A 13,369-nucleotide genomic window follows, 5' to 3' on the forward strand; every position below is an offset into this window, starting at 1 on the left:
TTGCATTCTGCTGTCATTCGTTGTTTCTCGTCGCTTCTAACTGTAACGAGTTTCCAAAGTTGGAGCTATTGATCTACCTTACAGTTTGCTTAAGGTTTTGTAAGATTGGAGGGAGTAGAGAACGCGTATGAGGGGCTGTAGGGGAGAAGAGGAAAACGGAGAAAACGCTCCAGGTTCGTAGGGCCACTCGCTTGGGGGTCATTCCTGGACGTCTGCGTGAAAAAAGCGAAACCGCGTCCAAAGTAGCCGTTTCATGAGGCTTCTCAGAGGTGGACGCTTAAAGGCGTGTTTCACTTTTTTCCACTCCGCCTGGGTGGTGTCCCTAAGACCTTCGCTTGTTTCTCCGTTTTCCTCTCACTAGCTGCTCGGTTTCTCGTTCATTACGAAAGAGTAAGGTATCAAGTTGGGAGCATGACTGTGGGAAAATAGTAAGTTGAACATGGGGGATTGAAACCTGAAAAACCCCCTCCAAGCAGAGTCGGGCCCGTCATTAACACGGGTTTCACACGATCTGCTCAAAAGGGGGGCTATTTGTTTTTTACATAATACTTATTTATTCGCCTTGTTTTCTTCGTGTCTATTGATCAGCATATCAAATAACAGCTTTTCAGGAATTGGAACGGTTCCCTTTGAAGTCTCGAAAGCGCGCATTTTTTTCTCAGTAGATACTTCCTCCCCCTTGTCGGCTGGCTTTGCATGTGAGCTGTTCGTTCCACCGCATGCTGTTAAACAAAGTGAGACCACAAATAGAATAGCGACTGATTCCGTTCCCGAACCGCAGTCCGAACAGCGCCGCACCATTTAGGGACGGCTCGAAAGTGGAAGTGCAGCTGATCCCCGAACAAGGTATTTTGTTGAAGCCGGCCGCCAAACATAAGCGCAAGTCCAATCGGGAGCTGCGCATGCTGTATCTGTCCAAGCGCGGCAAAAACACGCCGGAAATGTCGCAAGGCGAACTGATCGATGATTCTGTGGGGGATGAGATTAAATAATGGCGATTACAGGAAGCGTCGAACGAGGCAGCATTGTGTGGTGCAATCTTCATCCCACAGAAGGCCACGAGCAAAACGGCTATCGCGCCTCAATCGTAATATCAGATGGATTCATTGATCCGTCTCTGAACAAAATGGCGCTGACCGTTCCGGTAACGACACAAAGGATGGGCCATAGCTTTGAAATCCCGGTTCCCCCTGGAATCAAAACTCCGCATTCAAATTTACTACCTTCACACCTCCAATTTGCGGAACTGAAGGGCGTAGTCTTGATCAATAATGTGAGCTCGATCGATCTGGACAGGAGAGATGCGACCGTAATTGGCAAGGTTAATCCGGAATCTGAATTTTTCGAAGAAATCGTCGATAATGTAATGGGACTCATTGCATACCCTGAAGATGATGAGTGAACCGAAGATTAGACGAAAACCGTCAAGGGACAAACCCATGACGGTTTTCAACATCAGGAAGGACAAACAGTTGAGAAGGTGTTTGACTGGTTGGGTTTGTTATACCGAGGTATGTTCTACGATTTCTTGTAAGCGTTCTTTGATGCCGCCTGTACAGACGCCACCATGATAAGCAATCACAATCTCAATATCTACATCCAGCAGTTTGGCTACCGATTGCAGAGCTGCCTTTTTTTCTGGAGTAAATTCTGGATTAAACGGCATGACCACTCCGTCTTGAGCCGTGAGAGCATCACCCGCAATCAGCGTCTTGCTCGGGATATGGTACAAGGAAATATGATCCGGAGAATGGCCCGGTGTAAAAATGACCTGGATTCCGCCGCAATATGGGAGAATGTCCCCGTCCTGTAAAGCCCGATCCACTTTCACAGGGGGAGCGAGCGTACCGCTTTTGATCAATGGGGTTTGTCCGGCAAGATACGGTATGGCTGCCTCATGTGCGAGGACCTCTATGTTCCCGTCGGAAGCAGCGACCAGTTCAGGCAGACTGCCGATGTGATCCCGGTCTTGATGGGTAATGATGATTTTGTTCAGTTTTTCAAAAGGGATGCCTTCCTCGGCGAGCACTTTTTGAATCAATTCCAACTGCCCGGGGATACCCGTATCTACTAGGATGGCCTCACTTTCATCCCACAGCACTGCAGCATGAACGACAAACGGATTTCCTCCTGCATCCATCTCTAGCTTGATCGCTTTGATTCCTTCCCATGAAGTCACATCGGACACCTCCAGCATCTAACGTATCGATACCGTCACCTATTTCCTCAAAAACAGGCAAAATTCCTTTTACCAAACTCTTCAAGCGTAAGGTGCCCTATTTTCAGCAGAAGTCGCCTGAATAAAAAAATGGCCATCGAATCAACCGACGACCATTTTTCGGTAATTACTTTGCTTCTTTCTGCAGATACACTTCCTTACCCTCCACCATGGTAAGGACTACTTGAGCATCCTTGATTTGGGTAGCCGGGATGGTAAACAAGTTTTTGTCCAATACAACGATGTCTGCCTTCTTGCCTACCTCAATTGATCCTGTAATCTCATCCACATGATTGGCGTAAGCGCCGTCAATGGTAAAGCTCGCAATCATGTCTGCCAGTGTGGCCCGCTCTTCTGGATTGGCAATTTTGGCAGGATCGGTCTCACCTTCCTCGATCCGTGTAATCCCTTGTTGAATACCGTGCAACGGATTGAATTCCGGTGTCACGATATAATCAGAAGAAGAGGCTACATGTACGCCTTGATTCAAAAAGCTTTTCATCGGGTACTCGGTTTCGGCGCGTTCTTTTCCGAGGTAAGGCACTTCGATCTCATCATAGTAACCTTCTTCCTGCATAAACCAGAATGGCTGAACGATTCCGACAGCACCAAGCTTCTTGAAGCGCGTGATATCTTCTTTATTTACCAACTGCAGGTGAACGAGCGAGTGGCGGGCATCGTGCTTGCCATTTTGCTCTTCTGCATACTCCATTCCGTCCAAAGCAATACGAGTGGAGGCATCTCCGATCGAATGAACATGCAGCTGGAAGCCTGCTTTATCCGCCGCGGCTGCCGTCTTTTTGTATACGTCTGGTTTCCAAATCAATTCTCCATTGGTGTGTTTATGCTCATACGGTTTCTCCAAATACGCAGTTGCTCCCTCAATGACACCATCCATAAAGATTTTGACAGCGTTCACTTGGAATAACGGGTTATGATTGCGCTCTCTGATTTTCACGAATTCTGCTATTTGCTCAGGTCCGTTGTCCGGATTAGCCGTAATCGCATTGCGGAAACGAATGGTCAGTTTGTTTTCTTTTGCCAGCTCTTCATACGCCTCGAGTACATTCGGATAGCGCATCATATCCGGGTCACGCACGGTTGTTACCCCACGCTCTGCCGCTTTGTGCTGATACTCTTCAATCCCGGATTTATATTGCTGCATCGTATAACCGCCGATTTTTTTCAGGACGAGGTCCATTGCCTTTTCACGCAGTGTTCCAGATGGTTCTCCTGTTTTGGGATCGCGCTCAATAATTCCGCCCTCAGGGTTCTTCGTATCCTTGGTGATTCCAGCCAGATGCAATGCCGCTGAGTTTACCCACAGAGAATGACCATCGTCAGAGGTCAGGGCAATCGGAGTAGTGGCAGTAATTTTGTCCAGCACTTCTTTACGCGGTCCAATCCCTGGTGCTACTGGATTGCTCCAGCCCCGCCCCTGGAAAGATTTCTCCTCTGGGTGCTCACCTGCGAAAGTCTGGATGATTGCTACATACTCATCGATCGAGCTGGCATCAAACAAGTCGATGGAGTAGATCAATCCGGTCGTCTTGCTCGCGTGCGTATGGCTGTCGATAAAGCCTGGCAGCACCATTTCTCCTTTTAAATCTGTTACCTTGGTGTTTTTGCCTATGTACTTTTTGGCTCCCTCGTCACTGCCGACATAAACGATCTGGTCGCCGCGAATAGCCACAGCCTGCGCCCAGTTTCTGTTTCTGTCTACCGTGTACACGGCGCCGTTGGATAATACCAGGTCTGCTGCTACTGCTTGTCCAGGCGCTGGTCCCGCTGCCTGAGTTGTCCCTTGGGCAAACGCAGACAAAGGACTCATCAATGCAGTGACAAGTAAGGCACTGGTCCATTTTTTACCGAACAAAAAAATCCCCACCTATCTCATTCTCTAAGATGAAAAAAATACAACAGATTAGATTGTAGCATCGCAAATCTGAAAATTCCACAAAAGAGTCTGGGATCTCACAGCGAAAACACAGATTAAAATAGTTTGACTGTAAAACTATTTCGTTGTATACTCGATAATGTTTCATCTGGTTAATATTTAATTACATGTATTATTTATCAACAAAAATAAAAAGGAGATACGATAGCATGCCAAATAAACGCAGCTTAACGGATTTTGAAGAGCTGTATATTCACGTACAAAGAAAAGTGTCGGCACAGTGGCATAAACGTTTGGACCCGCTCGTATCGGGATCACAATCTTTGATTTTGCGCATCCTCGATGTGAACGGACCTCAAAAGGTATCTTCCATAGCGGAGCGACTGGGTATTACACCAGGAGCCGTAACCAGTCTTTCCGATAAATTAATCGCGGGCGGTTATGCAATCAGAAATCGTGATCATACCGATCGCAGAGTGGTTCAGCTGGAGATCACTGATCAGGGACGAGAGCTTTTGCTAAAGTATCAGGCCGAGCTGGGGCGCACCATCGAACAATTTTTTGTCGGACTGTCCGAGGAAGACATCCATCACTTGGTGCGCATCTATCAACAGGTGCTCAAAAATATTGACCAACGAAGAGAGGAGAACAAAGAATGACCAACCTTACGGAAAAGCGGAAAATTACCATCATGATTGCGATTATCACCTCGATGTTTTTTTCCGCAATCAACCAGACTATCATCGGGGTGGCAATGCCGCGCATCATTGCGAAGCTGGGAGGCATGGATTATTATTCGTGGGCCATTACGATCTATTTGCTGACTTCGACTGTCGCGTCAGTATTGGTGGGTAAGCTCTCCGATATTTACGGAAGAAAGCCATTTATCCTGGCAGGGATTGGATTGTTTAGTCTTGGCGCATTGTTATCCGGTTTTTCAACAGATATTTTTCAATTGATCAGCTATCGCGCAATTCAAGGTGCAGGCGCCGGGATCATCATGTCCACTGCCTTTACCGCCATGGGTGATTTGTATGAACCGCGTGAACGGGCCAAATGGACCGGGATTATGAGTGCGGTCTTCGGGGTATCCAGTGTGGCCGGACCTCTCTTGGGTGGGTACATTGTCGACCATCTGGATTGGCATTGGGTGTTCTGGATCTTCTTGCCGATCGGCGTGATCGCTTTCCTATTAATTTTGTTCAATTTCCCACAGGTTGAAAAAAGGAAAGGAGAAACAGTCGATTACTGGGGCTCCCTCTTTTTGACAACGACCATTGTTCCGATGCTGCTCGCCTTTTCGTGGGCGGGAGAGGGCGCGAACAAATATGCGTGGGGCTCATGGCAAATCATTGGGCTGCTTGCCATTACTGCAGTGTCCCTGCTCACCTTTATCTGGGTAGAAACCAAAGTAAAAACGCCAGTAATGCCGCTTGGCTTGTTTAAAAACAGCATCTTTACCGTGTCCAATCTGGTCGGATTCTTCCTCAATGCAGGAATGATGGGAGCGATCATTTACGTCCCATTCTTTGTCCAAGGGGTCAAAGGAATCTCTCCAACGATGGCCGGCTATGTAGCCATGCCGATGTCGATCGCGATGCTGGTTACCTCTGCCTTGTCGGGCCAGATCATCACCAAGACAGGCAAGTATAAAAAGATGGCCGTAGGTGGCTTGCTGGTGATGGCCCTCGGGATGGTACTGATGTATTTCATGGTTCCATCCACACCGATTTATTTGCTCGTGCTGTACATGATCATTCTCGGCTTGGGAATGGGAATTTCCATGCCAGTCTTCTCTTTGACCGTACAAAATGCGGTTACACCTCAGCAATTAGGTGTGGCAACGGCAACCTCGCAGCTCTTCCGTAACCTAGGCGGAACGATTGGGATTGCTGTCATGGGAAGCGTCATGAGCGCAAGCATGACTACAAAAATGACGCAACTGTCATCGGCGATCGGCCAAGGCGCAGCGTCTGTACCAACCGATCCTGCTCTAGCAGAAAAGCTGGCCCTCTTCTCCAATCCGCAGAACTTGTTGGATCAGCCAAAAATCGAAGCAGCGCTGGGTAGCTTGCCTCCAGAATCACAAGCCTTGTTTACGCACATGCTTGATATGATTCGGGAAGCGATGAGCTACGGTATCACGACCACCTTTTTGACAGGTGCCATCGTCGCAGGTTTTGCTGTTGTGATTGCGCTGTTCCTGAAAGAAATTCCATTGCGTTCGGGAAAAAAGGAAGCAGAGACTGAAGAGAGTAAAAAAGATGGTCAGTCTGATTGGAAGAGTACACAGGAGGCAGGAGCATAACCGATAGAAATAGGCGAAGGGGACTGCAATTGTGCAGCCCCCTTTTTTAATCACCGTTCAATGCGATTACGCGTCATACGCATTCAATGCATTCACGCTATGGGCAAGGGCTGAGCCCGCTTTGAGTGCAGTCGCTACAAAAATTGCTTCTGCCAGTTCCTCCAATGTCATGCCCAATTGCTTTGCTTTTTTTGTGTGAACCTCAATGCAGTAGGCGCAGCCTGTTACGTGCGCGACAGCTACCGCGATCAGTTCCTTTTCTTTTCTGCTGAGTAATCCGGCTTTCAGCGCTTCCCGATCAAAAGCATTGAACGCTTGAAAAGTGGATGGATCTATTTCTTGAAACTCCTTGAATCGGGCCAAATTGGATCTTTTGTAAAGCCCCTCATCCTCCGTTTTATCGTACGCATTCAAGGCGTTTAGCCCATGCGCCAAAGCAGAGCCGGCTTTGAGTGCTGTCGCTACCATGACGGCTTCCATGATTTCTTCCTTCGAGGCTTCTAATTTTCTCGCATCGGATACATGCAGCTCGATGCAATACGGACATCCAGTGACATGCGCAACTGCCACAGCGATCAATTCTTTCGTCTTTTTGGGGATGTTTCCCTCAGCCAAAGCCGCTTTGTTAAAGCCCATAAATGCCTGAAATGCATCTGGAGCCAGCTTCCCCAGCTCTGGCAATCGGCGAATATACGATTTTTGGTACAAGCTATCGTTTGGCATTAGATAAGCCTCCTCGTTACGATATTTTTTCTACAGGATTCCCTACCACGGTTACATTTTTTTGCGTAATGACACTTACAACAAGGCTCACCATAATATTGACGCCAAGTGCGATGAAGCCAATATTGATATCCTGAATCGCAGGCGGGAAGCTCGGGAACAACGAGCTCATACTGGCCCCCGTAATCGCCTGCCAGCCTACGATGATCACCCCGGCAATAATGCCTGCAGCAACCCCTTGTTTGGTCAGCGGATTCTTTTTCATGAAGTGACAAACGACCGCCGGAGCGAATTGGGTCACGAGGCCATACCCCATTAAAAAAAGCAACGTGATGGCTGCACCGCCACTGAAGGTATTGTATAGAGCGACAAGAGCAAATACGGGAACCATGTACCTCGCGACCATGCCAATTTGTTTATCTGTAGCGTCTGGTTTTACGACCTTGAATATATTTTTCGCAAACAGAGTTGCCGCTGACATCAAGATCAATGAGCCCGGAACAATAGCCGTTAACAGCCCCGCTGCACCTATGAATCCTACGATGACAGGATTAAAGGTTTGCGTCGAAATTTTAAACAGAGCTAAATCCACATTGCCCCCAGTGAGACCTGGGACCTGCAAGATGGCTGCGGCTCCTGAAAACAGGACGAACAAAATGAACAGGGCGTAGATAGGGAGCATAATCGCATTCTTTCTGAGCGCATTGCCGCTTTTTGCCGAATAAACGGCCACGAATGTGTGCGGCCACATATAGAAGCCAAGCGATGTCAGCATGATGCTTGAAATGTACCATGAAGCGCTGAAGCCTCTCTCAGGCAAGGATAAAAATCCTGGTTTCGCTGCTTCTATCGCTTCCCACATCGGCTGAATGCCACCATAATAATGAATCGGTAAATAAATGCCCAAGAAGAGGACGACTCCTAAAATGAGGATGTCTTTGATCACGGCTGTCCACGCCGAACCATGTATTCCTGAGATCATCACATACACGATCATCGCGACCGTTCCCAACCATATCGTTATTTTCGGATCAATCGCTCCATAAGAAGCCTCCGAAACGATAATCCCCAACCCTTTTAATTGAATGACCAAATACGGAATGAGAGCAATTAACCCGACAACCGCTACTAAAATCCCCAGCCCTTTGCTATTGTAAGCCTTGGTAAAAAAATCAGATTGGGATAAGAGCTGATGCTTTTTTCCATAACGCCATATTTTCGGTGTTAGCCAGTAGGCAATGATAAAGTTGAGCATGGTTATATTGAAAAATGCGGCTCCGCCCTTCCCGTAAATCCAGCCGCTTATTCCAAGGAAAGCATTGGTCGTATAAATTTCCCCTGCCATCAGCAAAAAGATAAAAATCGTGCCAAACCCGCGACCGCCTACGCTCCACTGCTCCAGGCTCATGTCTTTTCCTTTGCGCGCCATAATCCCGAGTATGAGGGAGAAAATCAAGAAAAAGGTGATGATTCCAATGGAAATGGCCATTATTCCACCTCCCCATGAGCATCCGGATTCAGTCGGTGAACCACCATCATGAGCGCGCTTCCGAGCAAGATCCATAAAACCATCCAGAACAGCAAAAACGGCAGTCCTAGCACATAGGGTTTTGCACTATCAATAAACACCACCCCTATCGGCATTCCAAAATAGGCGATTAGTGACAGTAAGTAACAAATTCCTTTACGCGTTATAAAATCTCTCCTCTTTACTTTTGGACTTTACGTATACCGAAGATTTTCTCTCTTTCACCTTTCGTGTGCTGCTTTTATTGACCGTATCCCAATTCTTTGAATAGCTCTTTCATGCTTTTTTGTTCTGGAGTAAAATCAATTTCGTTCTCGCTGCAAAGAAAATCGATCGTGTATTGAACAGTCGCCGCAACCCCCAGCTTTAAAACGTCTTCATCGAGATCAAAATGAGCATTGTGGTGTTCTGCTCCTGTTCCCTTCTCATGGTTTTCGATACCGACAAAGGCAAATACTCCTGGGAAATATTTTTGATAAAAGGCAAATGGTTCTGATGCCATCCACGCCGGGTACGGATAAAGCGCCTTTTTCCCCATTGATTTTTCAACGGCATCCGCAGCGATTACGGCACAGTCCGTTTGATTGTAAACCAGTAAATCGACGGCTTTGGGCTCTATCAAATACTGATACGTACATTGATGCAGGTCACATGTTTTTTCCAAAATTCGTTTGAATTCTTTCTCTGCCATCAACCCTTGCTCATATTGCAAATAGCGAACGGTACCGCTAAACTCCAGTGTATCGGGTATGACATTGGCGGCAGACCCTGCACGAATACTGCCGATGGAATATGTGACCGTTTTAAATGGATCTAGTGAAGTTAACCGCATGGCTTTTAGATGAGTGTAGAAATCAGTAAAGCAATCCAGCGGGGAGACGGCTAAATCGGGTCTTGAGCCATGTCCACTCTTCCCATGGATCTCGGCGTGAAAAGCAAAGCCGCTCGCCATTCTCGGCCCAGCATCGACTGACAGTTTACCTGCGGGTATATCCGATTTTAGATGGATGCCCCAAACCCCATCGGCACCGATCTCCAGCAGCCTGTTCACGATCGCATAGATGCCCCTCCCAATCTCTTCCCCTTGCTCAAAAGCCAAAATGACTTTTCCTTTTACCTTGTCTTTGTTTTGGGACAATATTTTCGCTGCACCTAGAAGCATGGCAGTGTGTCCATCATGACCACATGTATGTGCTGCTTGGTCATTTTGGGAGACGACGATTTTCTTTCCCTTTACATTCGTCTCCTCTTCCTGCATGGGAAGCGCATCCAGGTCGGCCCGTAAAATGATCGATTTCCCTGCTTGTTCTCCTTCAATGATGCCTATAATGCCGCCCTCCGGAACCATCTCATAAGGGATCCCCATTCTCTCCAATTCTTCGGCCACTACCTTCATGGTTCGTACTTCTTGCATGCTGATCTCAGGGTGCATATGCAAATCCCTACGCAGATGGATCACATATTCTTCTACTTGCTTCGCAGCTTCAAGGGCATCTAATACAAAATCTGCCGCTTTCATCGGGCGCACTCCTCCTTTGGAGAATTGAGGTGATTGACGTCTTCAAATTCTTTTACGATTCTCTCCAACGCTTCCGTGATGATAGGTCTTGGAGATGGGATGCAAATTCTTTGGTAAGGCAAACCTTCTTCGCCAAACATGCTCCCGTCTTCTAAGATCACATTCGCTTTGTGATAAATCCGCTCGTGTACGTCTTCCGGGGACAAGCCATAGCCGCTGAAGTCCATCCACATGACGTACGTTCCTTCTGAAATTCTCACCTTTACTTTTGGCATTCGCTCTGCCAAAAAGCTTTTCACATATGCCATGGTGTCGTCTATATATGCTTTTGCCTGTTCCAGCCACTCCTCTCCCTCCCGGTAAACAGCGATCAAGGCTGCGATGGTGAAGGGCGATGGCAAGTTCATGCCTATTTCTTGCTTGAATCTGTCTCTGTTCTCCGGGTTTGGAATGATTACATTCGTACAGTGAAGACCTGCTGTATTAAAGGTTTTGTTGATAGCTGTACATGTGATAATCTGCTTTGCATCGTCTACAGCTTTTGCGATTGGAACAAATGTTTGATCCTGTCTAATTAAGTCGCCGTGAATTTCATCTGCAATAATCAGGACTTTGTTTCTTGCACAAATGTCAGCCAACTTTTGCAGTTCTTCGCTCGTAAAAATTCTCCCGGTCGGATTATGCGGATTACATAGGATGAACATTTTGGTGCTCTCGTCTTTGGCTTTCGCCTCAAAATCTGCGAAGTCTATGGCATAATAGCCATTGCTGTCACAAGTAAGCGCATTGTTTACGACTCGTCTTCCATTTCCTTCGATCACTGATGTAAACGGCGGATACACAGGACGCTGGATGATGATTCCGTCACCCTGCTCTGTAAATGCTCTCACAGCTGCATGGAGTGCATGGACAGTTCCCGGACTGTATACAATCTCCTCCTTTTTGATCTCCCAATCATGCCGTTTTTTAAACCAATACAAGATGGCTTCATAATACTCATCAGGAAAAACGGAATATCCATAGATGCGATGATCCACTGTTTTATGCAAGGCATCTATTAATGGTTGCGGCACCGGCAAATCCATGTCTGCTGTAAAGAGAGGTATCGTTTCTTCATCGTACCTTTTTGTAAAGCCCATCTCTTTGATTAATGACTCGCCATCCCATTTCAATGAATAGGTGTTTCTGCGGTTTACGACTTCGTCAAAGTTGTACTTCACCCGCTCCTCTTCCTTTCTGTTTTTGGTTGGTACAATCACCAAGAATTGATAGCGCTTACACATCCGGAAGTTGAAATTAGTTTAGCACCTAAAACATTTACCGTCAATAATTTTTGAATATTATAAAAACAGTTCCAATCCCCGCTAGATCAGGGAAAAATGTTCACCTAGTGCTGGACTTCCAGTGGTAGATTTCGCTTCAACAGGATATGCTATAATACGAGTAATTGCTATCCGAAAACGATTGAAAGTCCTACATATAAGGTAAGCAGAAGAAAATCAAAAGGAGAAAAAATGACCAGAGAAGAAGTTTTTTTCGAGTTGATGGAAACAATCTACGAGCTTTCACGAAAAATAAGCTCGTATGAGAGCGTACCACGGAAATATGGTACCGAAGACGAGCTTTATATGGTGGAAGCACATACGATCAATCTCATTGGGAATAAAGTTCAAACCACAACTTCAGAACTCTCCAAACTTACAAACAAAACCAAAGGTGCCATCTCCCAGATGGTGGATAAGCTCATCAAGAAGGATCTGGTCGTCAAACAAAAGAACCCCCTCGATAACCGCGAAGTCATCATCGCGCTAACGGAAAAGGGAAAAACCGTTTATGAGTTCCACAGAGAGCTGGATAAAATGGAGTATGGCAGATTTCTCAGCAAACTGGACAAGTTTTCAACAGAAGACTTCCATACATACATCCAAATATCCTCTACGATTATTCAGGGTGCTAAGATTAGGTAGGGGAGTCTTATGCGCAGGCTGTAGTGGAGGAGAGGAAACCAGCCTTGGGTTTTCTCCAAGTTTCTTTTAAATCATTTCATGAAAAAACGCCAGTCACAACACAAAACATCGTGTTAGAGACTGGCTTTCCTTATTCATCAGATGAACTTGTTCAGATCAGCCTCGGCGGCAAGTATGACAGCGACTAGGTCTTTCCTGCGATTGTCCTGTCTTTTTCTGAAATAGAGGCTGCGCAGAAAATTTTTGCTGTTCACCCGGGCGATCACCTGACCACGGCTTCTTGGCCAGTCGTTGCATTGGGCCAGGTCGCTAATCCAGTTAGCAATCTCCTGCTCTGGAAGCAGGTCTTTGTCAATCATGGTGTCCACGATAGTGGCGATCCGTTCATCTTCTTCTTCGCTAAAAATGTGCTGCCCATTATGCAGCATCCCCACAATAGCAGCAAGCACATCCAGCTGCAATGCTGCATCGCTCTTACAGCACTGCACCAGCTCGTCTAAAGCATCCGCACCGTGGGCAGCACTGTGAGCCCAACCGCTTTCGGACAGATAACCGCGCAAATCCTTCTCTTCTTTATAATAGCGAAGCAGGGAATGCTTCAGGTGCAAGAAATCAGCGTGATCCAGAAAAGGCTGCTCTCGGTGGCGCCACATAATCAAAGCGATGGGCAGGACAGAGAACGTCCTCGTAAATACAGACTCGTCACCCTCGCTGCCGATCTGGTAGAACAAATGCTCCTCATCGGTCAGAACAGCCAAAAGACTGCGCAATTCCGCTTCCGTAAACCGGTTTTCTTCCCGAATCCATTGATAAAATGCCGGATAGATCAGATCATCCCGTAGTTCCGGCTGCGGATCGCCGATGTATTGCAGCATCAGAGTGACGAAATCCTGTAACTGCTCCCCTACACGAAGCTGATAATGCTCCTCTTCGATCCTTTGCAGGTCCTGTATGAATGTTGTCCGTGTATCGCTCACTTTTTCATCTCCTTCAGCATGATTGTAATCTCCTCTAGCACAATTTCCGGTTCATCGTGATGAATATAATGCCCGCTTTGCTCAGTAATCCTGACCTTGCTCGCCCATTACCCCCAACTATAAAACAAAATGGGGCTGTCCAGAAAGTCGGTTTTGACTGACTTCCTTGAGCCCCTTTTTTCAAAGATAAGCACAAAAAAATCGTCTCTTCTTGTAAAATGAAAGTTACCAC

General features: G+C 46.8%; 14 protein-coding genes. 5 read left to right on the forward strand and 9 right to left on the reverse strand.

Features of this window, described 5'->3' with window-relative positions:
• Positions 1–818: 818 nt before the first annotated feature.
• Together ACIFQN_RS02600 and ACIFQN_RS02605 are read left to right on the forward strand one after the other, a co-directional pair.
• Positions 819–992 carry a hypothetical protein gene (locus ACIFQN_RS02600; protein ID WP_429831464.1) on the forward strand — a complete coding sequence of 58 codons (174 nt, stop codon included), beginning with the start codon at positions 819–821 and terminating at the stop codon, positions 990–992.
• Positions 992–1,402: a type II toxin-antitoxin system PemK/MazF family toxin gene (locus ACIFQN_RS02605; RefSeq protein WP_429831465.1), complete on the forward strand. Its 411-nt coding sequence runs from the start codon at positions 992–994 to the stop codon at positions 1,400–1,402. Before ACIFQN_RS02600 ends, ACIFQN_RS02605 begins: the two co-directional genes overlap by 1 nt.
• 99 nt (positions 1,403–1,501) lie before the next feature.
• Here ACIFQN_RS02605 and ACIFQN_RS02610 read toward each other — a convergent pair whose 3' ends face one another.
• Positions 1,502–2,179 carry an MBL fold metallo-hydrolase gene (locus ACIFQN_RS02610; RefSeq protein ID WP_429831466.1) on the reverse strand — a complete coding sequence of 226 codons (678 nt, stop codon included), beginning with the start codon at positions 2,177–2,179 and terminating at the stop codon, positions 1,502–1,504.
• Positions 2,180–2,345: 166 nt separating this feature from the next.
• Positions 2,346–4,094, reverse strand: coding sequence for an amidohydrolase (locus tag ACIFQN_RS02615; RefSeq protein WP_429831467.1), 1,749 nt, complete (start codon positions 4,092–4,094; stop codon positions 2,346–2,348).
• A 230-nt stretch (positions 4,095–4,324) separates the two neighbouring features.
• Between ACIFQN_RS02615 and ACIFQN_RS02620 the strand changes: the two genes are divergently transcribed.
• Both ACIFQN_RS02620 and ACIFQN_RS02625 read left to right on the forward strand, forming a co-directional pair.
• Entirely contained in the window at positions 4,325–4,774 is a 450-nt protein-coding gene (locus ACIFQN_RS02620; RefSeq protein WP_429831468.1) for a MarR family winged helix-turn-helix transcriptional regulator, read from the forward strand.
• Positions 4,771–6,423 carry an MDR family MFS transporter gene (locus ACIFQN_RS02625; RefSeq protein ID WP_429831469.1) on the forward strand — a complete coding sequence of 551 codons (1,653 nt, stop codon included), beginning with the start codon at positions 4,771–4,773 and terminating at the stop codon, positions 6,421–6,423. The genes ACIFQN_RS02620 and ACIFQN_RS02625 overlap by 4 nt, the downstream gene beginning before the upstream one ends.
• Before the next feature lie 66 nt (positions 6,424–6,489).
• Here the strand turns inward: ACIFQN_RS02625 and ACIFQN_RS02630 are convergent, their stop codons facing one another.
• The 5 genes from ACIFQN_RS02630 to ACIFQN_RS02650 all read right to left on the reverse strand — a co-directional run bounded on the left by ACIFQN_RS02630 (position 6,490) and on the right by ACIFQN_RS02650 (position 11,413).
• On the reverse strand, positions 6,490–7,146 hold the full coding sequence (locus ACIFQN_RS02630) for a carboxymuconolactone decarboxylase family protein (RefSeq protein WP_429831470.1): 657 nt from the start codon (positions 7,144–7,146) through the stop codon (positions 6,490–6,492).
• 16 nt (positions 7,147–7,162) lie between these two features.
• Complete coding sequence (locus ACIFQN_RS02635; RefSeq protein WP_429831471.1) at positions 7,163–8,635, reverse strand: sodium:solute symporter family protein; 1,473 nt, start codon at positions 8,633–8,635, stop codon at positions 7,163–7,165.
• Positions 8,635–8,841: a DUF3311 domain-containing protein gene (locus ACIFQN_RS02640; protein WP_429831482.1), complete on the reverse strand. Its 207-nt coding sequence runs from the start codon at positions 8,839–8,841 to the stop codon at positions 8,635–8,637. The genes ACIFQN_RS02635 and ACIFQN_RS02640 overlap by 1 nt, the downstream gene beginning before the upstream one ends.
• Before the next feature lie 74 nt (positions 8,842–8,915).
• Positions 8,916–10,193, reverse strand: a complete 1,278-nt coding sequence (locus ACIFQN_RS02645) for an amidohydrolase (protein ID WP_429831472.1) — start codon at positions 10,191–10,193, stop codon at positions 8,916–8,918.
• The gene (locus ACIFQN_RS02650; RefSeq protein WP_429831473.1) at positions 10,190–11,413 is read right to left on the reverse strand and encodes a MalY/PatB family protein; all 1,224 of its coding nucleotides are present in this window, start codon (positions 11,411–11,413) and stop codon (positions 10,190–10,192) included. Before ACIFQN_RS02650 ends, ACIFQN_RS02645 begins: the two co-directional genes overlap by 4 nt.
• Positions 11,414–11,707: 294 nt before the next feature.
• Between ACIFQN_RS02650 and ACIFQN_RS02655 the strand changes: the two genes are divergently transcribed.
• On the forward strand, positions 11,708–12,160 hold the full coding sequence (locus tag ACIFQN_RS02655; RefSeq protein ID WP_429831474.1) for a MarR family winged helix-turn-helix transcriptional regulator: 453 nt from the start codon (positions 11,708–11,710) through the stop codon (positions 12,158–12,160).
• Between the two features lie 137 nt (positions 12,161–12,297).
• On the opposite strand, the gene ACIFQN_RS02660 is transcribed toward ACIFQN_RS02655, so the two are convergent.
• Both ACIFQN_RS02660 and ACIFQN_RS02665 read right to left on the reverse strand, forming a co-directional pair.
• Entirely contained in the window at positions 12,298–13,137 is an 840-nt protein-coding gene (locus tag ACIFQN_RS02660) for a DUF2785 domain-containing protein (RefSeq protein WP_429831475.1), read from the reverse strand.
• Between the two features lie 34 nt (positions 13,138–13,171).
• The coding region (locus ACIFQN_RS02665; RefSeq protein ID WP_429831476.1) for a hypothetical protein at positions 13,172–13,369 on the reverse strand (198 nt) is incomplete at its 5' end.

Source organism: Brevibacillus sp. NRS-1366, assembly GCF_050467985.1.